Origin of the sequence: Turicibacter sp. T129, from assembly GCF_025594975.1 — a bacterium.
In the GTDB taxonomy this organism is placed as follows: Bacteria; Bacillota_I; Bacilli_A; order MOL361; family Turicibacteraceae; genus Turicibacter; species Turicibacter bilis.
This window is the reverse complement of sequence record NZ_JAMQUU010000055.1, coordinates 1-24,723: the sequence shown is the minus strand read 5'-3', so window position 1 is coordinate 24,723 and position 24,723 is coordinate 1. Positions and strand designations below refer to the sequence as shown.

Genomic DNA, 24,723 nt, shown 5'->3' with positions numbered 1-24,723 from the left:
ATTAGGAGGCAAGATTATGACAGTTCGTGTTCGTTATGCACCAAGTCCAACAGGATTTTTACATATCGGAAATGCTAGAACGGCATTATACAATTATTTATTTGCTAAACACCACGGTGGAGATTTTATCTTACGTATTGAGGATACTGACATTGAACGTAACGTAGAAGGTGGAGAAGAATCTCAAATGAACTACTTACGTTGGTTAGGTATTGAATGGGATGAATCATTTGATGTTGGTGGGGAGTATGGACCATATCGCCAATTAGAGCGTTTAGATATTTACCGTAAATATGTAGATGAGTTAATCGAAAAAGGATTAGCTTATAAATGCTATTGTACAAGTGAGGAGCTTGAGGCAGAACGCGAAGCAATGTCAACTCATGGCCATGATAATATTCATTACTCTCGTCGTTGTTTAAATGCAACAGGTGAAGAATTAGCTGAGTTAGAGGCACGTGGAGAATATGTTGTTCGTATTAAAGTTCCTGAAAATGAAGTTTATACGTTCAATGATATCGTTCGTGGTGAAATCTCATTCAACTCAGAAGACTTCGGTGACTGGGTCATTATGAAAAGTAATGGAATCCCAACTTACAACTTTGCCGTTGTTGTGGATGACTATTTAATGAAAATCACTCACGTGTTCCGTGGAGAAGAACATATTACAAATACACCCAAACAAATGATGGTTTATCGTGCTTTTGGATGGGATGTACCAACATTTGCTCACATGACATTAATCGTTAATGAAAATGGTAAGAAATTATCAAAACGTGATAAAGATACTGTTCAATTCATTGAGCAATATGCAAACATGGGATACTTACCAGAAGCATTATTCAACTTCATTGCTTTATTAGGATGGTCTCCAGGAATCGAAGAAGAAATTTTATCTCATGAACAATTAATCGAATTATTCGATGAAAAACGTTTATCTAAATCACCTTCAACATTTGATAAAGCTAAATTAGCTTACATCAATAACCGTTATATCAAAGCTTTAGAAGCGGAAGAGTTATTAGAATTATGTATGCCTCACTTAGTTGAAGCGGGAATTTTAGAAGGACGCACACATCAATGGGCTGTTGAATTAGTTTCTTTATTCCACGATCGTTTATCATACGGTGCTGAAATCGTTGACTTATACGATGAATTCTTCTCAGAAGAATTAACATTAGATGAAGAAGCACAAGCATTTATTGCTCAAGAAGGTGTTGCTGATACATTAAAAGCATTCAAAGAACAATTAGAAGCTTTAGAAGATTTCACTGCTGAAGGAATCCAAGCAGCTGTTAAAGCAGCTGGAAAAGCAAGCGGAGCTAAAGGGAAAATGTTATTCATGCCTTGCCGTATTGCAACAACAGGACAAATGCATGGTCCAGATTTACCAAAAGCTTTAGCCTTATTAGGAAAAGACACAGTTATTTCTCGTATTGAGAAATTTATCTAATATAAGACAAAAAAACCTCAGATTAAGTCTGAGGTTTTTTTGACCTTAAAGAAATTAATAAGAAAATCGAATAGAGAACGGTTAAAGCAAAGTACGTTACCCAAACTAAGGTATAGTTTAAGTGATCAGCAATAAATCCTGAAATCATTGGCCCTAGTGCGCCACCAAATGTGAAAATCATATTAATAAATCCTAGATGCATCGCATAGTGCTCTTTACCAAACAAAGCACTGGTTCCATAAGATGGAAGCATTGAGGGAAGGCATAAGCACAGTCCAAACAAAGCTGCGAAAACAAACAATAAAGGTGCGAATGCACCATAAATTAAACAAATGTAACTCAAAAGACTCATTGATACAAAAATGATAATAGAGTTGCGTAAGTTTAATTTATCGAAAACATACCCGCCAATTAAGTTGCCTAATAAAGCAAAAATGGCTTGTGTTGAACCGACATTTGCATTAAACGTTAAGGGGTGACCGAGGTGAGTTAAATAAGGTTGGATATGCATTTTAGTTCCTGAAATATTGACGCCAAGTAAAAATAAGCCCAAAGCGAATAGAATCAATTGCATGCTCCAGTGAATATCCTTATAGGAGATTTTCTCTTTCTTTTTAGCTTCTATCGTTGTATCAGGGGGCATTTTCATCACAAAAAGGGTAAGTGGGAGACAAACAACTAAAATAATCAAACCTAAGATGGCATAAGTTTCTTGATAAGAAAGATCAGTTAGCATTCTTGAAACAATTTGCATCCAAATGAATGATCCTGTTCCCGCACCTGCCATCGCAATTCCAAGTGCCATCCCTTTTTTATCTTCAAACCAGTGTGTTATAGCAGTCGAAATAGGAATGACTGTTAAACACGATGTTCCGATTCCAACAATAACAGCAATCACATAGAACATCCAAATCTCAGTGGCCAACGAATAACAGAAAAAGCCGCCACCGGCTAGAATCGCACCTAGTGACATGATGGCTTTAAGTGGAACTTTCGAAATTAGTTGACCAATGACAGGAGACATCAAGGATGTTGTAATGGCACCAATCGTAAACACAAAGGAAAACGATGAAATCGAAAGTCTTAAATGCTTTGTCACAGGATCGATAAATAAAGACGTAATGTTATTGATAATACTGAATGAAACAGCCATGATTAAAAAACAAGCGGCTAAGACTAGATATTTACGAAATTTAAGTCTATTTGACATATATTAACCTCCAAATCTAGTGTCTTCATTAGGATTAGATTCTTGGAGGGAATTTATGTAGAAAACATCTAAAAGTAAGGGATGTCATTGAAAATTCTTTTTTAATTTATCAAAAGTGAATATCTTATTAGAAGGGTGAGTATATATGAGGTAGTTTTAAAAAAATTGAGGGGAGAGAATAAGATGAATTTAATAGGTGGACTGTTTACCTCTATCATTGGATTAGGAGTATTAGGTTTGATTGTTTGGTTTTGGGTGTTAGTCTTTACGGCTTTAGTCAGAGCTAATCAAGCATTAAAACTATATATTGAAAAGAATAAATAAGTTATCCACAGAACCAAAAAAGGAACCGTTTGACGGTTCCTTTTAAATTATTTAACAGCAATTGCTTCAATTTCGATTTTGGCATCACGTGGTAAACGAGCCACTTGAACACAAGCACGAGCAGGTTTATGTTCAGAGAAATATTGCCCATAAACCGTGTTAACCACAGCAAAATCATTCATATCTGCTAAGAAGATTCCGCATTTCACAACATTTTCTAAACCATATCCCGCTTCTGTTAGAATCGCTTGAATATTTTTTAAACATTGATGTGCTTGAGCTTCGATCTCATCAGATACAAATTCCATCGTTTGTGGATCAAGTGGGATTTGACCAGAGATATATAATGTTCTATTTGCTTCAATGGCTTGAGAGTAAGGTCCAATGGCTTGAGGGGCATTTGGTGTTGCAATAACTTTCATTTGATTTCCTCCTTGAGTATGATTGGGATTTTTAAATGCACTTATCATTTTCATTATAACATATCCATATAATGGTTTTAAGAGTTATGATTCGATATATTGTGTGATACAATAAAGATAAATTATAAGTGGAAAATATAGGATGAATGATAAGTGGTTTAATGGAGGGAATTGAAGTGGAAACTGTAACATTTCAAATGATAGTAGAGGCGGCAAGAAACTTTAGAAATATTATTAAAGAGACTGATTTTTGTTACTCTGAATCTTTAAGCGATTTAACAGGAGGAGAAGTTTATTTAAAATTAGAAAATCTTCAACAATCAGGATCATTTAAAATTCGAGGCGCTTATAATAAAATGATTCATTTATCAGATGAAGAAAAAGCTTGTGGAGTTGTTGCGTCAAGTGCGGGTAATCACGCACAAGGTGTTGCGATTAGTGCAACTAAGCTAGGAATTAAATCAACGATTGTCATGCCTAAGAGTGCGCCATTTGCAAAAATTTATGCGACACGTAAATACGGGGGTGAGGTTGTTTTAGAAGGAGAAGTTTACGATGAGGCTTATCAAAAAGCATTAGAAATTAAAGAAGCAACTGGGGCAACGTTTGTTCATCCCTTTAATGATCCTTATGTTATTGCAGGTCAAGGAACGATTGGACTTGAACTTTTAAAGGAGCAACCTGATTTAGATGTTATTTTAGTACCAATTGGTGGGGGAGGGATTGCGTCAGGGATTGCTTTAGCCGTTAAGAGCATTAATCCAAATATTAAAGTCATTGGTGTTCAAACAAAGAATGCCCCTTCAATGTATGAGTCAGTTCGAAGTGGTCATATTGAATCAATTCCTGTAAATAAGACGATTGCAGATGGGATTGCGGTTGGGAGACCCGGTGATTTAACGTTTCCTTTAATTCAACAATACGTTGATGAGATTGTGACTGTATCAGAAACAGAAATTTCGCAAGCCTTTTTATTGTTACTCGAGAATTGTAACCTTGTTTGTGAAGGAGCGGGTGCTGTTTCAGTTGCTGCTATGCTTTCAGGTCAGTTAGATCTTAAAGGTCAGAAAGTGGGTGCTGTTCTTTCTGGAGGAAATATTGATATTAACCTAATTGAAAGTATCATTAATCATGCAATGATTGCGACTGGACGACGAACAGAAATTAAAGTGTCCATTAATCATAAGCCCGGAGAATTAAGTGCCTTTTTAAACACAATCGCCGAAGAATTAGGGAATGTGGTAGTCATTCGTCAAAGTCGTCATCGAGAAGGTGTATCAATGTATGACTTAGAAGTGACAGTTGTGGTTGAAACACTAGATGTTGAGCATAAACAACGCTTAATTCAAAAACTGATTGAAACAGGATATGAGATTGAGTATACTAACTAGCCATTTTAATCGAAATATATTAAAATGAAGATAACATCTAGAAAGATAGGAGTTGGACTCACAATGTTAATTTATAATACGTATACGCGTGAGAAAGAAGAATTTAAACCGATTGAAGAAAATAAGGTAAAAATGTATATTTGTGGACCAACCGTGTATAACTATATTCACATTGGAAATGCACGTCCTGTATTATTTTTCGACTTAGTTCATCGTTATTTTAAATATTTAGGATATGAGGTTGAGTTTGTTTCAAACGTAACAGACGTGGATGATAAAATTATTAACCGTGCCATTGAAGAAGAAGTAACTGAAGCAGAGATTGCTGAAAAATATTTAAATTACTTTTTAGAATGTAATCAGCTATTAAATGCTTTACCATTCACTTCAATGCCAAAAGTAACTGAAAATATGGATGAGATGATTCAGTTCATTCATGAATTAGTTGAGCGTGGATTTGCTTATGCGGTTGATGGAGATGTGTACTTCCGTATTGATAAAGTACGTGAGTATGGTCAATTATCAGGAAAGAAAATTGAAGAGTTAGAAGTTGGAGCTCGTATCGCAGAAGATTCTAAAAAAGAGAACCCATTAGACTTTGTGTTATGGAAAAAAACTGATAAAGGAATCACATGGGATTCGCCTTGGGGTGCGGGACGCCCAGGTTGGCATACGGAATGTGTGGTTATGATCGGAAAAGAATTTGGCGGTAAGATTGATATTCATGGTGGCGGAACAGACCTTCAATTCCCTCATCATGAAAATGAAATTGCTCAATCAATCTGTATGAATGGTCATAGCTTAGCAAATTACTGGATGCATGTGGGACGTTTAGGTTTAAATAACGAAAAAATGAGTAAGTCTTTAGGAAATGTGATTAATGTTAAAGATTTAATTGAAGCAATTGATGCGAATGCCTTCCGTTTATTCATGTTATCAGTTCATTATCGTCAACCAATTAACTATACAGAAGAAAATATTCAGTTAGCAGTTAAAGAGTGGCAAAAAATTAAATCAACGTTTGAACAATTACATTTAAAACTTGATTTAGCCGAAGCATTAGATGTGGAAGGAGAGGTCGTTCCTGAGATTGAAAATTTAATGCAACAATTTACATTAGCACTTGAAGATGACTTCAATACATCAAATGCGATTACAAGTTTATACGGTGTGATTAAAGAAATTAATAAAATGACGCGTGCAAAAGCAAGTGATGCAGCTTGTAAATATGCCTTAATGACACTTCAAAATATGGCTTATATTTTTGGATTTGATTTAAGTAAGAAACGTTTAACTTTAGAAGAGCGCGAGTTAATGAAAGCTTGGGAAGAAGCACGCAAAGCGAAAGACTTTAAGAAAGCAGATGAGCTAAGAGCACAATTACAGGCTTTAAATGTTTTATAAAATGAGATATGATAATAAAGATTCCATTCGAAAGGATGGAGTCTTTTTTATTGAATTTAAGAAAAGAGTTCATGTTTAGTGCCATTTATTAGAAGAGAAGATTAGAGTTTTTCGTAGAAATGACTCGAATTCGTGAAAGTCACGGTTTGAATTGGCTTTTTCGTTAAAAGATAATGATTTAGTGTATAATAATGACGATATTAGAAAAGGCGCGTGAGAAGATGGAAGTAAATCAAATGAATAGTACGATGTTAGCCTTTGTGGGAGACTCGTACTATGACTTAAAAGTTCGTGAGATGCTTTGTAGACGTGGGATTAATAAACCAAATCGTCTGCATCAATTAGCAGTCAAATATGTTTCTGCTCATGCACAAGCCACGACTTTAGCTTATTTAATAGAACAAAATCTCTTAACAGAGAAGGAATTAGAAGTGGTTAAAAAAGGACGTAATACGAAAAGTCGTTCCGTTCCTAAAAATACGGATGTGTTAACTTATACCCATTCAACAGCGTTTGAAGCGTTAATTGGGTATTTATATTTAACGGAACAAGCACAACGATTAGATGAAATCGTGTCTTATAGTATCGAATTTAAAGATGGGGTGACAAACTAATGGCGAAACCAGTAAAAGGTGCGAAAAAAGATAAAGCATCAAAACGTGATTACAAACAAGCTCCTAAAAAAGAAGGAAAAGCTATTTCTAAAAAAGATAGCAATCGTGAAGTTATTTACGGAAAAAATACGGTGAATGAAGTATTAGAATCAAAACGTAAAGTCTTTGAAGTGATTGTTACTGATGCGGTTGCTCAACATGATGCGGGATTAATGGAATTAGTGGAGAAACAAAACATTTCTTGCAAAGTATTACCTAAGCAAAAATTTGAGCAAATGGCTAAAGATAAATATGATGTTAAAGGAAATCATCAAGGTGTCTTAGCAATCGTTGAGCCATATGCATACATGCCTTTAAATGATTTAATCAAAAAGGCCACTCAAAAAGAAGAACCCGCGTTCATTCTGATTTTAGATGGTCTTGAGGATCCACATAACTTAGGAGCGATTTTACGTACGGCTGATGCATCAGGTGTAGATGGAATTATTATTCGTAAAGACCGTTCAGTTGGATTAACAAGCACTGTTGCTAAATTATCAACGGGTGCTATTGAGCACGTCCCAGTGGCTTGTGTGGCTAACTTAACAGTAGCAATTAACCAGTTAAAGGAAGCGGGACTTTGGATTGCTGGAACTGATGCGAGTGAAGCACAAGATTACCGCACACTAGATGCTAGTTTACCGTTAGGTTTAGTCATCGGGAGTGAAGGAAAAGGAATGAGTCGTTTAGTACGTGAAGCGTGTGATTTCAAAGTTTATCTTCCAATGCGTGGTCACGTTACTTCGTTAAATGCATCAGTGGCAGCTGCCTTATTAATGTACGAAATTTATAATAAACGCAATCCTATTAAATAGTGTCTTAGGAGGAATACGGTGAAGGTTGAATATAATGATTATGAGTTGGTATACTTAGTTCGTGAACAAAATGAAGCAGCTTTAGATATCCTCATCCAGAAATATTCGCCGCTAATTGGAAAAATCGCCTCTTCTTATTATGGAGTTGGATTCGATTACGAGGACTTTTTTCAAGAAGGACGAATGGCATTTATCAAATCGATTTATACATTTGATGAAACATCCATTGCTAGTTTTTATTCTTATTCGATGACATGTGTACGAAATGCGATTACGACTGCATATCGTAAAGCTAAACGAAGCGCTGGTTTAGATTTGTTAACTGATTATAGTGATCCGGTTTTACCAATAGCTTCTGAGGCACAAGTCTATTATTATTTAGATAGAGACCATAACACCTTGAATGAACGTCTACTTCTCGAATTTGCTTTAAGAGAAAAGGGGATTTTATCTGAATTTGAAAAAACGTGTTTGAAATACTATTTATTAGATAATAATTATATTGAGATAGCAACGATTCTGAGTGTGCCCCCTAAAAAAGTAGATAATGCTTTGAGTCGATGCAAAAGTAAGTTAAAGAATTTAAATAAAATAAACTCATCTTCTGGGCAATGTTGCTAGCTTTATTGACAATGATGGTTGTTTTTGATAGAGTAGATGAAGTTAAGATATAAAAATTGTGAGGTCAAATAATGCGCACAAAAGTAATTTTAGCTTGTGACGAATGTTTAAGTCGCAACTATTCAACGGTTAAAAATAAACAAACACACAGCGAGCGTCTTGTAGTTAAAAAATTCTGCAAGCGTTGTGGAAAACATACAATGCATAAGGAAACAAAATAAGAATAGTATAGGGGGGCTACATGATGAGTCAGGTAAAAGGGTTTTTTAAAGGTGTGTCTGCTGAATTAAAGAAGATTGCTTGGCCAACAGAAAAAGAGATGAAAACATATACATTACAAGTGTTAATCTTCGTAGTTGTATTATCAATCTTCTTCTTTGCTGTTGACTTAGTGATTTCCCAAGTAATGAGTTTACTAGGGTAGGAGGTCATGATAGTGGAAAAACGTTGGTATGTTGTTCAAACGTATGCTGGTTATGAAAATAAAGTAATGACTAACTTATTAAAACGTATTGAAACAATGAATATGCAAGACAAAATCTTCCGAGTATTGATTCCGGAAGAAAAAGAAGTAACAATCAAAGACGGTGTACGTAAAGAAAAGTTAAAGAAAACTTTCCCTGGTTACGTCTTAGTAGAAATGATCGATACAGATGATTCTTGGTACATGGTTCGTAATACACCAGGTGTAACTGGATTCTTAGGATCAAGTGGTAAAGGAACTCGTCCAGTTCCGCTTCCAACAGAAGAAATTATGCCAATTCTTAAGAAGATGGGTGTTACAAGTGTCGAAGTATCATTAGATATCGAAGTTGGACAACAAGTATTAGTTGCAGCTGGTCCATTCTCAGGACAAGTTGGAAAAATCGAATCAATCGACAAAGAACATGGTAAAGTTAGTGTGTTAGTGGATTTATTTGGACGCGAAACACCAGTCGAATTAGATTTCGGACAAATTTGTGAAGTCGAATAAAAAAAAATCTTGCCTAATATAAAAAAAGGTGATAAACTATCGTAGTTGATATGAGATTCATATCAAGTGGGAGGGTGAAACACCCAAATAACCACATCACGGACTTAGAGGAGGTGTGTCGCGTGGCAAAAGCAGTAAAAAGTATTGTTAAATTACAAATTCCTGCAGGAAAAGCAAATCCAGCTCCACCAGTAGGTCCAGCATTAGGACAAGCAGGTGCGAACATTCAAGGATTCTGTCAAGAATTCAATGAACGTACACGTGAACAAATGGGAAGTATTATCCCAGTAGTAATCACAGTTTATGAAGATCGTTCATTTACATTCATTACAAAAACTCCACCAGCATCAGACTTATTAAAGAAAGCTGCTGGAATTCAAAGTGGATCATCTTTACCTCACAAGGAAAAAGTTGCTACTTTAACTAAAGATCAAATTCGTGCTATCGCTGAGCAAAAAATGCCAGACTTAAACGCGAATACAGTAGAAGCTGCAATGCGTATTATTGAAGGTTCTGCAAGACAAATGGGAATCGTTGTAGAAGACTAATCTACCGTTTTAGGTTGTAGATTACAACCTAAATCTGTGGGAGGAGATTCCGTTAACCACAATTTAGGAGGTACTTAGAATGGCTAAAAAAGGTAAAAAATTCATCGAAGCCAAAAAATTAGTTGATTCTACTACTTTATACTCTGTAGAAGAAGCTGTTGAATTAGTTAAGAAAACTAATGTTGCTAAATTTGATGCAACTGTAGATGTAGCTTTCCGTTTAGGAGTTGACCCACGTAAAGCGGATCAACAAATTCGTGGAGCTATGGTATTACCTCACGGAACTGGGAAAGTTCGTTCAGTATTAGTATTCGCTAAAGGTGAAAAAGCTAAAGAAGCTGAAGCGGCTGGAGCAGATTTCGTAGGAGATAGCGATATGATCAACAAAATCCAACAAGGTTGGATGGAGTTCGATGTAGTTGTAGCTACTCCAGATATGATGGCTGAAGTTGGTAAATTAGGACGCGTTTTAGGACCACGTGGTTTAATGCCAAACCCTAAAACTGGTACTGTAACAATGGATGTTACTAAAGCTGTTAATGAAATCAAAGCTGGTAAAGTAGAATACCGCGTTGATAAAGCTGGTAACGTACATGTTCCAATCGGAAAAGTATCTTTCGAAGACCAAAAATTAGTTGAAAACTTCAAAGCTATCTTTGATACTATCTTAAAAGCTAAACCATCTGCAGCTAAAGGAACTTACGTGAAAAACATCGCTGTTTCTTCAACTATGGGACCTGGTATCAAAGTTGCATCTGAATCATTAGAAAAATAATTTTTCTTATTGATAATTGAATAGAATTACCGTAGACAGTAGGGGCCTTTGGCTTAATGATCCTACCGAGGTTTTGGATATATATATTATTTATTTTCATGCCTTAGTTACACCCTTCTGTCCACATTTTAGTGGGTAAAAGGGTTTTTCTACGGACTTAGAACGAACATAGGAGGTGTGAATAATGAGCGCTACTGCAATCGAAATGAAATCTCAATTAGTTGCTGAGTACGCAGCGCAATTCAAAGAATCAGCTTCTTTAGTAGTTGTTGATTACCGCGGATTAACTGTTGCTGAAGTAACTGAATTACGTCAACAATTACGTGCTGAAGGTGTTGAATTTAAAGTATTAAAAAACAATATCTCTCGTCGTGCTGTGACTGAAGCTGGATTCGAAGGTTTAGGTGAAGCATTCGTTGGTCCAACTGCTGTTGCATTCTCTAAAGAAGACGTTGTTGCACCTGCACGCGTATTATACAACTTCGCTAAAGAACACCAAGCTTTAGAATTAAAAGCTGGTTTAATCGAAGGATCTGTTGCTTCATTAGAGCAAGTTATGGAATTAGCTAAATTACCAAACCGCGAAGGTTTATTATCTATGTTACTTTCTGTATTACAAGCTCCAATGCGCAATATGGCATGTGTTGTTAAAGCTGTTTCTGAACAAAAAGAAGCTGGTGTTGAAGCACCTGTAGCTGAGGCTGCTGCTGAAACAACTGAAGTGGCTGAAGAAGCTGCTGCTGAATAATTTTTGAAATTTAAAAAATTAACCTAAAAGGGAAAAATCCCTAATTTGAAGGAGGAAAATAAAATGGCAAAATTAACTGCTGCTGAAATGATCGAAGCGATCAAAGAAATGTCAGTTTTAGAATTAAACGAATTAGTTAAAGCTATCGAAGAAGAATTTGGTGTAACTGCTGCTGCTCCTGTAGCTGTTGTTGGTGGAGCTGAAGCTGCTGCTGGACCATCTGAAGTAGATGTAATCTTAACAAACGCTGGAGCTAAAAAAATCGGTGTTATCAAAGTAGTTCGTGAAATCACTGGATTAGGATTAAAAGAAGCTAAAGAATTAGTAGACGGAACTCCTGCTCCAATCAAAGAAAAAGTTTCTCCAGAAGAAGCTGAAGAATTAAAAGCTAAATTAGAAGAAGCTGGAGCTACTGTTGAAGTTAAATAATTAACTTTAATATAAGTTTCGCTGAAATATAAATAAAAACCTGAGTGTGTTTATCGCCTCAGGTTTTTATTTCATAAACATATAATGTAATAATTTACTTTAACATGGCAATAATAGAGCATGTAAAAATGTTCATATTCTCTAATTTTTAGGTAAAATCAAAAGGGGTTGTGATCATGCATTATTATACTAACAATGTTAATGCTCGTTCGGACGAAAAGGACTTTGCTTACACACTTAGAGGGCATAAACTCAAATTCACAACAGATATTGGGGTCTTTTCGAAGAGAGATGTTGACTTTGGTTCTAGACTTTTAGTAGAAAGCTTTACTGTTCCAGAAGTAGATGGGAATATTTTAGATGTTGGCTGTGGTTACGGACCTATCGGTTTGAGTTTAGCTAAAAGTTATGTAAATCGAAATATTCATATGGTAGATGTTAATCAACGAGCGTTAGAACTATCAAAAAAGAATGCACAGGATAATGGAATTTCAAATGCAACAATGTATGAAAGCTTTTGCTATGATGGTGTAGAAGGTGAATTCGCGGCTATTTTATCGAATCCTCCAATCCGTGCAGGGAAAAAAGTTGTTCACGCCATTATTGAAGAAGCTAAAGAATATTTGGTTGAGAATGGTGAACTTTGGATAGTAATACAGAAAAAACAAGGCGCTCCATCTGCTAAAGCGAAAATGGAAGAAGTCTATGGGAATTGTGAAGTTGTCGACAAAGATAAAGGATATTTTATATTAAAGTCTATCAGACGTTGACACTATTGAAAAAATTTGATATTATTATAAAATGCCTAATACTGCTTGTATTTTACATGTGCTAAGTCAAATACATTAGGTGTTGAATAAAAAAAACAACAAAAGTTTACATAAACAAACAAAGAGGTGAAACGCGTGGCAGGGAAAATTGTTCAATATGGTAAAAAGAGACAACGTCGTAATTACTCAAGAATTGATGTTGCACTCGAACTCCCTAACTTAATTGAAATTCAAACTGCTTCTTATCAGTGGTTCCTTGATGAAGGTATTCGTGAAATGTTCAAAGACATTTCTCCAATTGAAGACAATAACGGTAATTTAGCGCTTGAATTCGTTGGATATAGCTTAGGAGAACCAAAATATTCTGTTTTAGAAGCTAAAGAACGCGATGCTAACTATGCTGCCCCTTTACGTGTTAAGGTTCGTTTACACATTAAAGACGAAGAAACACACGCAATTAAGGAAGTGAAGGAAAGCGAAGTATACATGGGGGACTTCCCTTTAATGACCCCAACAGGAACATTTGTTATCAATGGTTCTGAACGTGTAATCGTATCACAATTAGTCCGTTCATCAGGTGTTTACTACAATAAAGAGACTGATAAAAAGAGCGGTAAAGAAAAATATGCTGCACAAGTAATTCCTAACCGTGGTGCATGGTTAGAGTATGAACTTGATGCAAAAGACATTGTTTATGTTCGTGTCGATAGAACGCGTAAAATTCCAATTACAGTTTTATTACGTGCATTAGGACTTTCAACAAAAGAACAAATCATCGAAATGTTTGGTGAAAATCAGTATATCTTAAATACGTTAGAAAAAGACCAAACTGTTAACTCTGATGAAGCATTAATGGAAATCTTCCAAAAACTTCGTCAAGGTGAGCATGCTACGATCGATGGTGCTCGAACTTTATTCGTTTCTCGTTTCTTTGATCCTAAACGATACGACTTAGCTCATGTTGGACGTTATAAATTCAACAAAAAATTAAGTGCACAAGAACGTTTATTAAATCAAAAATTAGCTAGTGATATCTTTGATTCAGAGACAGGTGAAGTACTAGTAGAAGAAGGTACAGTAATTACTCGTCGTATCTTTGAAGAAGTATTAGCTGATAAAATTGATCGTTTAAATATTAAAAAAGTCGAATTAGTGAATCCTTTAGAAGAAACACAAACTTATGTTCAAGAATTCGAAGTTTATTCACAACGAGTAAATGAAGGGGATCAAGTTGTAAAAATTATCGGAAATGTAGAAGATGAGTGTAAACACATTACTACTTCAGATATCTTTGCATCTGTAAGTTACTTCTTCAACTTATTAGATTCAGTAGGTTACTTAGATGATATCGATCACTTAGGAAACCGTCGTTTACGTCTAGTAGGTGAATTATTACAAAACCAATTCCGTATCGGGTTATCTCGTATGGAGCGTGTTGTTAAAGAAAGAATGTCAATTCAAGAAAGTGAAGGAATCACACCTTCAAGCTTAATTAACATTCGTCCTGTAACAGCTGCAATTAAAGAGTTCTTCGGTAGCTCACAGTTATCACAGTTCATGGATCAAACTAACCCATTATCAGAGTTAACGCACAAACGTCGTTTATCTGCTTTAGGGCCAGGTGGTTTAACACGTGAACGTGCTGGAATGGAAGTACGTGACGTTCACTACTCTCATTACGGTCGTATGTGTCCTATCGAAACGCCTGAGGGACCAAACATCGGGTTAATCAACTCTTTATCATCTTATGCAAAAGTTAACGAATTTGGATTCATTGAGACTCCATATCGTAAAGTTATCCCAGTTATTGATGAAGCAACTGGAGAAACAAAAATGCAAGTAACTGGGGAAATCCGTTATTTAACTGCTGACGAAGAAGATCGTTATGTAGTAGCACAAGCTGGATTAGATTTAGATGCAAATGATTGCTTACCTGAAAAAGTAATTGTTCGTCATCGTGGTGAAAACTTAATCGTTCCTGCTGAACGTGTTGACTTCGTGGACGTATCACCAAAACAGATTGTATCTGTTGCCACAGCATGTATCCCGTTCTTAGAGCACGATGATGCCAACCGTGCATTAATGGGAGCCAACATGCAACGTCAGGCCATTCCTTTATTAATTCCTGAAGCCCCATTCGTTGGTACAGGTATGGAATATGTAGCGGCAAAAGACTCAGGGCAAGCAGTAGTTGCTCACAACAGCGGAACAGTAGAATACGTTGATTCAAAACAAATCCGTGTTCGTCGTGATGCTGATGGAGGATTAGATCGTTATCCATTAATTAAGTTTGTTCGTTCAAACTCAAGTACTGTATTAAACCAACGTCCAATCGTTCGCCTAGGTGATCATATTAATGCTGGTGAAGTATTAGCAGATAGTTCATCAATGGAAAGCGGAGAATTAGCTTTAGGACGTAACGTCGTTGTAGCATTCATGACATGGAACGGATATAACTATGAGGATGCCATCATCATGAGTGAACGCTTAGTAAAAGATGATGTGTATACATCAATTCACATTGAAGAATATGAATTAGAAGCTCGTGACACTAAGTTAGGCCCAGAAGAAATTACACGTGATATCCCAGGTGTTGGGGAAGACGCTCTTAAAAACTTAGATGAGCGTGGAATTATCCGTATCGGTGCTGAAGTTAAAGAAGATGACATCTTAGTAGGTAAAGTAACTGCTAAAGGTCAGACTGAATTAACTGCAGAAGAACGTTTATTACATGCTATCTTCGGTGAGAAAGCACGTGAAGTTCGTGATACATCATTACGTGTACCACACGGTGGAGACGGAATTGTACATGACGTTAAATACTTCTCTCGTCGTAACGGTGATGACTTATCACCAGGTGTAAACGAAGTAATTCGTATTTACATTGTTCAAAAACGTAAAATCTCTGAGGGAGATAAAATGGCCGGACGCCATGGTAATAAAGGGGTTATCTCTAAAATCTTACCTCAAGAAGATATGCCATATATGCCAGATGGAACACCAGTGGATATCATGTTAAACCCATTAGGGGTACCATCACGTATGAACATCGGTCAGATCTTAGAAATTCACTTAGGTATGGCTGCTAAAAAATTAGGAATTCACGTTGCAACTCCAGTATTCGATGGTGTTAAAACTGAAGACTTAGAAGCAATCATCGCAGAAGCTGGTATGGACCCAGATGCGAAGACTGTATTATATGATGGACGTACAGGTGAAAAATTCGATAACCGAATTTCAGTTGGGGTTATGTATATGATTAAACTTGCCCACATGGTTGATGACAAATTACATGCCCGTTCAATTGGACCTTACTCATTAGTAACTCAACAGCCGCTTGGAGGTAAAGCTCAATTCGGTGGACAACGTTTCGGTGAGATGGAGGTATGGGCACTTGAAGCATACGGTGCGGCATACACATTACAAGAAATCTTAACAGTTAAGTCAGATGATATCACAGGACGTGTTAAAACATACGAAGCTATCGTACGTGGAGAAAATGTTCCTGAACCAGGTATCCCTGAATCATTCCGAGTATTAGTTAAAGAGTTACAATCATTAGGTATGGATGTTAAAATCTTATCTGATGACAAAGATGAAATTGAAATCCGCGATCTTGAGAATGTAAAAACTCATCAAATCGTTGTTCCAGAAACAGTTGAATAATAATTAGACGCAAGGAGGGAATCGCCTTGGTAGATGTTAACAAGTTTAAGTATATGAAGATCGGTTTAGCATCTTCAGATACAATCCGTAAATGGTCTTATGGTGAAGTTAAAAAATCTGAGACAATCAACTATCGTACATTAAAACCTGAAAAAGATGGATTATTCTGTGAGCGTATCTTCGGTCCACAAAAAGACTGTGAGTGTGCTTGTGGTAAATATAAACGTATTCGCCACGAAGGGATCGTTTGTGATCGCTGTGGTGTAGAAGTAACAGTAGCAAAAGTTCGTCGTGAACGTATGGGTCACATCGAACTTGCTGCACCTGTTGCACATATTTGGTATGTAAAAGGTATTCCAAGCCGCATGGGACTATTATTAAATATGTCTCCTCGTGAGCTTGAAGAAGTTATCTACTTTGTAAACTATGTTGTAATTGACCCAGGTAAAACTGATTTAATTAAACAAAAAGTATTAACTGAAAAAGAATATCGTGAAGCATATGAAAAATGGGGGAATGCATTCCAAGTAGGTATGGGTGCTGAAGCCATTAAAAAGTTATTAGAATCATTAGATTTAGATAAATTAGCGAAAGAATTACGTTCTGAATTAAAAATTGCACAAGGTCAAAAACGTGGGAAAGTTATCAAACGTTTAGAAGTTGTGGAATCATTCCGTAATTCAGGAAACCGTCCTGATTGGATGATCTTAGACGTATTACCGGTAATTCCACCAGAATTACGTCCAATGGTTCAATTAGATGGTGGACGTTTTGCAACATCTGACTTAAATGACTTATATCGTCGTGTTATTAACCGTAATAACCGTTTAATTCGTTATTTAGAAATCGGTGCGCCTAATATTATCATTAACAATGAGAAACGTATGATTCAAGAAGCAGTAGATGCTTTAATTGATAATGGTCGTCGTGGACGTCCAGTTACCGGTCCAGGAAACCGTCCATTAAAATCACTTTCTCACATGTTAAAAGGTAAACAAGGTCGTTTCCGTCAAAACTTATTAGGTAAACGTGTTGACTACTCTGGACGTTCTGTAATCGTAGTAGGACCAGACTTAAAGATGTATCAATGTGGATTACCAAAAGAAATGGCTCTTGAGTTATTCAAACCATTCGTTATGAAAGAATTAGTAGAACGTGATTTAGCACAAAATATTAAGAGTGCTAAGAAAATGATTGAGCGCATGGATGATGCATTATGGGACGTTGTAGAAGACGTAATTCGTGAGCATCCAGTATTATTAAACCGTGCCCCAACATTACACCGTTTAGGTATCCAAGCGTTCGAACCTAAAATTGTAGAAGGACGCGCAATTCGTCTTCACCCTCTTGTAACGACAGCATTCAATGCCGACTTCGATGGTGACCAGATGGCGGTTCACGTTCCTTTATCTCAAGAAGCACAAGCTGAAGCTCGTTTATTAATGCTTGCTGCAAACAACATCTTAAACCCGAAAGATGGTAAACCAGTCGTTACTCCATCTCAGGATATGGTATTAGGAAACTACTACTTAACGATGGAGGAAGCAGGAGCAATTGGTGAAGGTAATATCTATAAAGATACAAATGAATTAATGATGGCTTATGCAAACGGATATGTAACATTACACTCTCGTATTGCATTAGATGCTAAAGCATTAAATAACATGACTTTCACTGAAGAGCAAAATAGCAAATATATCATCACAACTTTAGGAAAAGTTATCTTCAATGGTATTTTACCTAAAACATTCCCTTACTTAAATGAGCCAACAATGACGAACTTACAAGGTGCTACACCAACTAAGTACTTCGTTGAAAAGGGAACAGATATTAAAGCACACTTAGCGGATGTTAAAATTGTTTCTCCATTCAAGAAAAAATTCTTAGGAGATATCATTTCTGAAGTATTCCGTATTTATAAAACAACTGAAACATCACGTATGTTAGACCGCTTAAAAGACTTAGGATTTAAGTATTCTACTGTTGCCGGAATTTCTGTAGGGGTTGCTGACGTAGTCGTATCTTCTAAGAAAAAGGATTTATTAAAACAAGGTGACGATAAAGTTGCTCAAATCCAAGAGTTCTATAACCGTGGTTTATTAACTGATGATGAGCGTTATCGTTTAGTTATCGATGTTTGGGCGAAAGTAAAAGATGAAATTCAACACGTATTAATGAATGAGTTACCTGCTGATAACCACATTTACATGATGAGTGATTCAGGAGCCCGTGGTAATGCATCGAACTTTACGCAGTTAGCCGGTATGCGTGGATTAATGGCCAACCCATCTGGTAAAACAATTGAGTTACCAATCAAATCTTCATTCCGTGAAGGTTTAACAGTAACTGAGTTCTTCATCTCTACCCATGGTGCCCGTAAAGGATTAGCCGATACAGCCTTAAAAACAGCCGATTCAGGTTACTTAACTCGTCGTTTAGTAGACGTAGCACAAGATGTAATCGTTCGTGAAGATGACTGTGGTACAGATAAAGGACAATATATCACTGAATTAAAACAACGTGGTCAAACAGTAGAAACATTATTTGATCGTATCGTTGGACGTTATACAGCAAAACCTATCTATCATCCGGTAACAAAAGAAAAGATTGCAGAACGCAATGTATATATTACAGATGAATTAGGTAAAGCTATCATCGATGCTGGTATTGAAGGAGTAGATATCCGTACTATTTACTCATGTAATGCTCAAAAAGGTGTATGTAAAAAATGTTATGGTCAAAACTTAGCAACTGGTAAAGAGGTTGAAGTTGGGGAAGCTGTTGGTATCATGGCTGCTCAATCAATCGGTGAGCCAGGTACTCAGTTAACGATGCGTACATTCCATACAGGTGGGGTAGCCGGAGCCGATATTACACAAGGTTTACCTCGTATCCAAGAGTTATTCGAAGCGCGTAATCCAAAAGGACGTGCAATCATTGCTGAAATCGATGGTGTAATTACTACAATTAAGGCAAATACTAAAAACCGTTATGAAATTACATTAACAAATAAATTAGAAAGCCGTAACTACTTATTACCTTACGGGGTACAACCATTAGTAGCTGAAGGTGATGAAGTATTAGCTGGAGACATGTTAACTGAAGGGTCAATCGATCCTAAAGAATTATTACGTGTTAAAGATGTTGCCGCTGTACAAGCATACATCTTAAAAGAAGTACAAAATGTATACCGTGCACAAGGGGTAGAATTATCAGATAAGCATATTGAGATCATGGTTCATCAAATGATGAAAAAAGTTAAAGTTATCGACGGTGGAGATACTGACATTTTACCAGGATCATTAATTGATATGACTCATTATACGCGTGTAAATGCTGCTGCAATCATGCGTGGGAAACGCCCTGCAGTAGGTATTCCAACAATCTTAGGTATCACAAAAGCATCTCTTGAAACAGAATCATTCTTATCTGCTGCATCATTCCAGGAAACAACTCGCGTTCTTACAGATGCTGCAATCAAAGGTAAAGTGGATGAATTAATCGGATTAAAAGAAAATGTTATCATTGGTAAGTTAATCCCAGCCGGAACAGGTGTTTTAAGAGAAGATCATATTCAACCGGTACATAAGATTGAAGATGAAGTTGAAGAGGATATTTTACCATTCGATTTAACTTCGGATTCAAAAGTATCAAATGATTTAGTAAATCTTTCATTAGAAGACGATTTAGATGAATTAGATATCGAATTAGATTTCGATGAAACTGATTTTTTAGACGCTGAAGATGAATAAGATATCAAAAAAAGCCAATAATACTGTTGAAAAATATTAAAAACTTTTTTGAACTGTTGACATTATTCTAAAAAAATGTTAGATTAATAAAGGCTTTTAAAAAAACAAAGTGAGTTTTGCTTTCGGGCAAAGCTTACTTTTTCTAACTAAAATGAACCACCTGGATAAGTGGACTAAGTTTATGAGAGGAGGACTAATATGCCAACTATTAACCAATTAGTTCGTAAAGGACGTCAAAGTAAAGAAACAAAATCTAAATCTCGTCATTTAAATGTAGGGTACAATAGTTTAAAGAAAGAACAAACTAACTTATACTCTCCACAAAAACGTGGGGTATGTACTCGTGTTGCTACAATGACACCTAAAAAACCAAACTCGGCTTTACGTAAATATGCCCGTGTACGTTTAACAAATGGTTTAGAAGTAACAGCATACATTCCTGGTATTGGACACAAATTACAAGAGCACAGCGTTGTTTTAATTCGCGGTGGACGTGTAAAAGACTTACCAGGGGTACGTTATCATATCGTTCGTGGTACTTTAGATGCTACAGGTGTAGATGGACGTATGCAAGGTCGTTCTAAATACGGAACAAAAAAACCAAAAGCAGCTAAAAAATAATCTAACTTTTTTCGATAAAATGGAAGGGAGGCTAAATTATGCCACGTAAAGGACATGTAGCAAAACGCGACGTTTTGCCAGATCCAATTTATAACTCTAAATTAGTATCTCGTTTAATCAACAACATCATGCAAGATGGTAAAAAAGGTACTGCACAAACTATTTTATATAATGCATTCGATATCATTGCTGAGAAAACTGGTCGTGAACCAATGGAAGTATTCGAAGAAGCTATCGAAAACATCATGCCTGTATTAGAGGTTAAAGCTCGCCGTATCGGTGGGGCAAACTACCAAGTACCAGTAGAGGTTCGTCCTGAGCGCCGAATCACTTTAGGATTACGCTGGTTAGTTCAATACTCTCGCTCTCGCGGAGAAAAAACTATGGAGCAACGCTTAGCTAACGAAATTATCGATGCAGCTAACAACACAGGTGCATCTGTTAAGAAACGTGAGGATACTCACAAAATGGCTGAAGCTAACAAAGCATTCGCTCATTACCGTTGGTAATATTTTAAATAACTTTAGGATTACTGGATTTCTAGTAATCCTAAAAGTTTAGTATTTCACTATGAGAGGAGTAACGGAACATGGCAAGAGAATTCTCTTTAAATCACACTCGTAACATCGGTATCATGGCACACATCGATGCTGGTAAAACGACAACTACAGAACGTATCTTATACTACACTGGTCGTATCCACAAAATCGGAGAAACTCACGATGGTGCTTCTCAAATGGACTGGATGGCTCAAGAGCAAGAGCGTGGTATCACAATCACTTCAGCTGCAACAACAGCTGCTTGGAATGGTCACCGTGTAAACATCATCGATACACCAGGTCACGTAGACTTCACAGTAGAAGTTGAACGTTCATTACGTGTATTAGATGGTGCGGTAGCAGTATTAGATGCGCAATCAGGAGTTGAGCCTCAAACTGAAACAGTTTGGCGCCAAGCTACTACTTACGGAGTTCCACGTATTGTATTCGTAAATAAAATGGATAAAACAGGTGCAGATTTCTTATACTCTGTAAAAACATTACATGATCGTTTAGGAGCTAACGCTCTTCCAATTCAATTACCAATCGGTGCTGAAGATGATTTCGAAGGTATCATTGACTTAGTTGAAATGAAACAATACATGTATACAAATGACTTAGGAACTGACATCCAAGTTGGAGAAATCGATGCAGCTCACTTAGAAGATGCAGAAATGTATCGTGATCAATTAATCGAAGCAGTATCTAACTTAGATGAAGAGTTAATGATGAAATACTTAGAAGGTGAAGAAATTTCAATCGAAGAATTAAAAGCTGCGATCCGTCGTGCTACAATCAACGTTGAATTATTCCCAGTATTATGTGGATCAGCCTTCAAAAACAAAGGTGTTCAGTTAATGTTAGATGCTGTAATTGACTACTTACCAGCTCCAACTGATATTCCTGCAATCAAAGGAACATTAGAAGATGGAACTGAAGTTGAGCGTCATGCTTCTGATGAAGAACCATTCGCAGCATTAGCATTCAAAGTTATGACTGACCCATTCGTAGGTAAGTTAACATTCTTCCGTGTTTACTCAGGAACAATCCAATCAGGAACTTACGTATTAAACTCAACTAAAGGTAAACGTGAGCGTGTTGGACGTTTATTACAAATGCACGCTAACAGCCGTCAAGAAATCTCTGAAGTATACGCAGGAGATATCGCTGCAGCTGTAGGTTTAAAAGATACTACAACTGGAGATACTTTATGTGATCCAGATCACGAAGTTATCTTAGAATCAATGGTATTCCCTGAACCAGTTATCTCTTTATCAGTTGAGCCAAAATCAAAAGCAGACCAAGATAAAATGGGTATCGCTTTACAAAAATTAGCTGAAGAGGATCCAACTTTCCGTACTCATACAGACGAAGAAACTGGTGAAACTATCATCTCAGGTATGGGTGAGTTACACTTAGACATCATCGTTGACCGTATGCGTCGTGAATTCAAAGTTGAAGCTAACATTGGTGCTCCTCAAGTAGCTTACCGTGAAACATTCACTCAAGCTGCAGACGTTGAAGGTAAATTCGTACGTCAGTCTGGTGGACGTGGACAATACGGACACGTATGGATCAAATTTGAACCACAAGAACCAGGTGCTGGATACGAGTTCGTGGACGCTGTAGTTGGTGGGGTTGTACCTCGTGAATACATCGGATCTGTAGATGCAGGATTAAAAGATGCATTACAAAATGGACAATTATCAGGATTCCCTGTAGTTGACGTTAAAGCTACATTATTCGATGGTTCTTACCATGATGTCGATTCAAGTGAGATGGCATACAAAATCGCAGCTTCTATGGCATTAAAAAATGCTTATGACAAATGTAAACCAGTTCTTTTAGAACCAGTTATGAAAGTAGAAGTTGTTATCCCAGATGAGTACTTAGGAGACGTAATGGGAGATATCACTTCACGTCGTGGACGCTTAGACGGAATGGAAGCTCGTGGTAACGCGCAAGTTATCCGTGCATATGTTCCATTATCTGAAATGTTCGGATATGCAACTGCATTACGTTCTAACACACAAGGACGCGGAAACTACTCAATGGAAATGGATCACTATGAGCAAGTTCCAAAATCAATCGCTGATGAAGTCATCAAAAAACATCGTGGATAATCGTTGTTAATTGATGTGTTCATATATCCGCTGCTAATAAGAATGTAATACTTGCATTCTTATTAGCGGTATTGTAAAATAAAAATGTTGAATACAAAAAATGTAACTTAGAGGAGGATATTAGCATGGCAAAAGCTAAATTCGAACGTACTAAACCGCATGTTAACATCGGTACAATCGGTCACGTTGACCACGGAAAAACTACATTAACAGCTGCTATCACAACTGTATTATCTAAATCAGGTAAAGCAGAAGCTCGCGCTTACGACCAAATCGATGGTGCTCCAGAAGAGCGTGAACGTGGAATCACTATCTCAACTGCACACGTTGAGTACGAAACTGACAACCGTCACTACGCACACGTTGACTGCCCAGGACATGCTGACTACGTTAAAAACATGATCACTGGTGCTGCTCAAATGGACGGTGGTATCTTAGTAGTATCTGCTGCTGATGGACCAATGCCACAAACTCGTGAGCACATCTTATTATCTCGCCAAGTTGGTGTACCTCGTTTAGTTGTTTTCTTAAACAAATGTGACATGGTAGACGACGAAGAATTATTAGAATTAGTTGAAATGGAAGTTCGTGACTTATTATCTGAGTACGATTTCCCAGGTGATGAAGTTCCAGTAATCCACGGATCTGCATTATTAGCATTACAAGGACAACCTGAATGGGAAGCAAAAATCAACGAATTAATGGCTGCTGTAGATGAGTACATCCCAACTCCAGCTCGTCAAACTGATTTACCATTCTTAATGCCAGTAGAGGACGTATTCTCAATCACTGGACGTGGTACTGTAGCAACTGGACGCGTTGAGCGTGGGGTTGTTAAAGTTGGTGACGTTGTTGAAATCATCGGTTACCATGAAACAAAATCAACTACTGTAACAGGTGTTGAAATGTTCCGTAAATTATTAGACCAAGCTGAAGCTGGAGATAACATCGGAGCTTTATTACGTGGTATTTCTCGTGAAGAAATCCAACGTGGACAAGTATTAGCTAAACCAGGATCAGTAAAACCTCATACAAAATTCACTTCTGAGGTTTACGTATTATCTAAAGAAGAAGGTGGACGTCATACTCCATTCTTCGGAAACTACCGTCCTCAATTCTACTTCCGTACAACTGACGTAACTGGAGTTATCCAATTACCAGAAGGTGTAGAAATGGTTATGCCAGGTGACAACGTTGCTATGACTGTAGAATTAATCGCGCCAATCGCTGTTGAAAAAGGAACTAAGTTCTCTATCCGTGAAGGTGGACGTACAGTAGGTGCTGGTTCAGTAGTAGACATCATCGAATAATCGATATTCTAATATTTGAATCTTTTTGTCCTAGAGATATATTCTCTAGGACTTTTTTTATTTTGGCTCTTTGTCAACTGGTGTGGGTGAAGAAATTTTATACCTGTAATCGTGAGGGATTAAGCTGCTCGTTGAGCAGTTTGATTCCTTTTATTTTTTTGTTCAAAGGTGTAGTT

At 36.8% G+C, this 24,723-nt stretch carries 23 protein-coding genes and 1 other annotated feature; of the genes, 21 read left to right on the top strand and 2 right to left on the bottom strand.

The window, feature by feature from the left end:
- Positions 1 to 16: 16 nt before the first annotated feature.
- On the top strand, positions 17 to 1,453 hold the full coding sequence (gene gltX / locus NEH75_RS10085; protein ID WP_055243062.1) for a glutamate--tRNA ligase: 1,437 nt from the start codon (positions 17 to 19) through the stop codon (positions 1,451 to 1,453).
- 22 nt (positions 1,454 to 1,475) lie between these two features.
- Here gltX and NEH75_RS10080 read toward each other — a convergent pair whose 3' ends face one another.
- On the bottom strand, positions 1,476 to 2,663 hold the full coding sequence (locus NEH75_RS10080) for an MFS transporter (protein ID WP_262948845.1): 1,188 nt from the start codon (positions 2,661 to 2,663) through the stop codon (positions 1,476 to 1,478).
- Between the two features lie 183 nt (positions 2,664 to 2,846).
- Between NEH75_RS10080 and NEH75_RS10075 the strand changes: the two genes are divergently transcribed.
- A complete protein-coding gene (locus tag NEH75_RS10075; protein ID WP_172676261.1) occupies positions 2,847 to 2,987 on the top strand; it encodes a hypothetical protein in 141 nt (46 codons plus the stop codon).
- Between the two features lie 47 nt (positions 2,988 to 3,034).
- Here the strand turns inward: NEH75_RS10075 and NEH75_RS10070 are convergent, their stop codons facing one another.
- Positions 3,035 to 3,409, bottom strand: a complete 375-nt coding sequence (locus NEH75_RS10070; RefSeq protein ID WP_212723264.1) for a RidA family protein — start codon at positions 3,407 to 3,409, stop codon at positions 3,035 to 3,037.
- Positions 3,410 to 3,585: 176 nt separating this feature from the next.
- On the opposite strand from NEH75_RS10070, the gene ilvA reads away from it, so the two are divergent.
- From ilvA to tuf, 19 genes are all read left to right on the top strand, one after another.
- Positions 3,586 to 4,800, top strand: a complete 1,215-nt coding sequence (gene ilvA / locus NEH75_RS10065; RefSeq protein WP_082411201.1) for a threonine ammonia-lyase — start codon at positions 3,586 to 3,588, stop codon at positions 4,798 to 4,800.
- A gap of 63 nt (positions 4,801 to 4,863) precedes the next feature.
- Positions 4,864 to 6,204 carry a cysteine--tRNA ligase gene (cysS, locus tag NEH75_RS10060; RefSeq protein ID WP_055275524.1) on the top strand — a complete coding sequence of 447 codons (1,341 nt, stop codon included), beginning with the start codon at positions 4,864 to 4,866 and terminating at the stop codon, positions 6,202 to 6,204.
- A 221-nt stretch (positions 6,205 to 6,425) separates the two neighbouring features.
- Positions 6,426 to 6,818 carry a Mini-ribonuclease 3 gene (locus NEH75_RS10055; protein ID WP_055243087.1) on the top strand — a complete coding sequence of 131 codons (393 nt, stop codon included), beginning with the start codon at positions 6,426 to 6,428 and terminating at the stop codon, positions 6,816 to 6,818.
- On the top strand, positions 6,818 to 7,672 hold the full coding sequence (gene rlmB, locus NEH75_RS10050; protein ID WP_082417956.1) for a 23S rRNA (guanosine(2251)-2'-O)-methyltransferase RlmB: 855 nt from the start codon (positions 6,818 to 6,820) through the stop codon (positions 7,670 to 7,672). Before NEH75_RS10055 ends, rlmB begins: the two co-directional genes overlap by 1 nt.
- Positions 7,673 to 7,690: 18 nt before the next feature.
- The gene (locus NEH75_RS10045) at positions 7,691 to 8,293 is read left to right on the top strand and encodes a sigma-70 family RNA polymerase sigma factor (protein WP_055243052.1); all 603 of its coding nucleotides are present in this window, start codon (positions 7,691 to 7,693) and stop codon (positions 8,291 to 8,293) included.
- 71 nt (positions 8,294 to 8,364) lie between these two features.
- Positions 8,365 to 8,514, top strand: coding sequence for a 50S ribosomal protein L33 (gene rpmG / locus NEH75_RS10040; protein WP_081448230.1), 150 nt, complete (start codon positions 8,365 to 8,367; stop codon positions 8,512 to 8,514).
- A gap of 23 nt (positions 8,515 to 8,537) precedes the next feature.
- Complete coding sequence (secE, locus tag NEH75_RS10035; RefSeq protein WP_055243051.1) at positions 8,538 to 8,717, top strand: preprotein translocase subunit SecE; 180 nt, start codon at positions 8,538 to 8,540, stop codon at positions 8,715 to 8,717.
- Between the two features lie 12 nt (positions 8,718 to 8,729).
- Positions 8,730 to 9,266: a transcription termination/antitermination protein NusG gene (gene nusG, locus NEH75_RS10030; protein WP_055243049.1), complete on the top strand. Its 537-nt coding sequence runs from the start codon at positions 8,730 to 8,732 to the stop codon at positions 9,264 to 9,266.
- 122 nt (positions 9,267 to 9,388) lie between these two features.
- Positions 9,389 to 9,814: a 50S ribosomal protein L11 gene (gene rplK / locus NEH75_RS10025; RefSeq protein WP_055243048.1), complete on the top strand. Its 426-nt coding sequence runs from the start codon at positions 9,389 to 9,391 to the stop codon at positions 9,812 to 9,814.
- A 79-nt stretch (positions 9,815 to 9,893) separates the two neighbouring features.
- The gene (gene rplA, locus NEH75_RS10020) at positions 9,894 to 10,589 is read left to right on the top strand and encodes a 50S ribosomal protein L1 (protein WP_055243046.1); all 696 of its coding nucleotides are present in this window, start codon (positions 9,894 to 9,896) and stop codon (positions 10,587 to 10,589) included.
- A gap of 11 nt (positions 10,590 to 10,600) precedes the next feature.
- Positions 10,601 to 10,748, top strand: a sequence feature (ribosomal protein L10 leader region).
- A 25-nt stretch (positions 10,749 to 10,773) separates the two neighbouring features.
- Entirely contained in the window at positions 10,774 to 11,337 is a 564-nt protein-coding gene (gene rplJ / locus NEH75_RS10015; protein ID WP_055305253.1) for a 50S ribosomal protein L10, read from the top strand.
- Between the two features lie 63 nt (positions 11,338 to 11,400).
- A complete protein-coding gene (rplL, locus tag NEH75_RS10010) occupies positions 11,401 to 11,766 on the top strand; it encodes a 50S ribosomal protein L7/L12 (RefSeq protein WP_055243042.1) in 366 nt (121 codons plus the stop codon).
- A gap of 176 nt (positions 11,767 to 11,942) precedes the next feature.
- Positions 11,943 to 12,536, top strand: coding sequence for a class I SAM-dependent methyltransferase (locus tag NEH75_RS10005; RefSeq protein WP_055243040.1), 594 nt, complete (start codon positions 11,943 to 11,945; stop codon positions 12,534 to 12,536).
- 126 nt (positions 12,537 to 12,662) lie between these two features.
- Positions 12,663 to 16,202 carry a DNA-directed RNA polymerase subunit beta gene (gene rpoB, locus NEH75_RS10000; protein ID WP_256637861.1) on the top strand — a complete coding sequence of 1,180 codons (3,540 nt, stop codon included), beginning with the start codon at positions 12,663 to 12,665 and terminating at the stop codon, positions 16,200 to 16,202.
- Positions 16,203 to 16,228: 26 nt separating this feature from the next.
- Complete coding sequence (rpoC, locus tag NEH75_RS09995; RefSeq protein WP_055243036.1) at positions 16,229 to 19,954, top strand: DNA-directed RNA polymerase subunit beta'; 3,726 nt, start codon at positions 16,229 to 16,231, stop codon at positions 19,952 to 19,954.
- 198 nt (positions 19,955 to 20,152) lie between these two features.
- A complete protein-coding gene (rpsL, locus tag NEH75_RS09990) occupies positions 20,153 to 20,575 on the top strand; it encodes a 30S ribosomal protein S12 (protein WP_055243034.1) in 423 nt (140 codons plus the stop codon).
- Positions 20,576 to 20,613: 38 nt separating this feature from the next.
- Positions 20,614 to 21,084 carry a 30S ribosomal protein S7 gene (gene rpsG, locus NEH75_RS09985; RefSeq protein ID WP_006784426.1) on the top strand — a complete coding sequence of 157 codons (471 nt, stop codon included), beginning with the start codon at positions 20,614 to 20,616 and terminating at the stop codon, positions 21,082 to 21,084.
- Positions 21,085 to 21,164: 80 nt separating this feature from the next.
- Entirely contained in the window at positions 21,165 to 23,237 is a 2,073-nt protein-coding gene (gene fusA / locus NEH75_RS09980; protein WP_055275529.1) for an elongation factor G, read from the top strand.
- A 125-nt stretch (positions 23,238 to 23,362) separates the two neighbouring features.
- Positions 23,363 to 24,547, top strand: a complete 1,185-nt coding sequence (tuf, locus tag NEH75_RS09975; protein ID WP_055243030.1) for an elongation factor Tu — start codon at positions 23,363 to 23,365, stop codon at positions 24,545 to 24,547.
- The last annotated feature ends 176 nt before the right edge of the window (positions 24,548 to 24,723 follow it).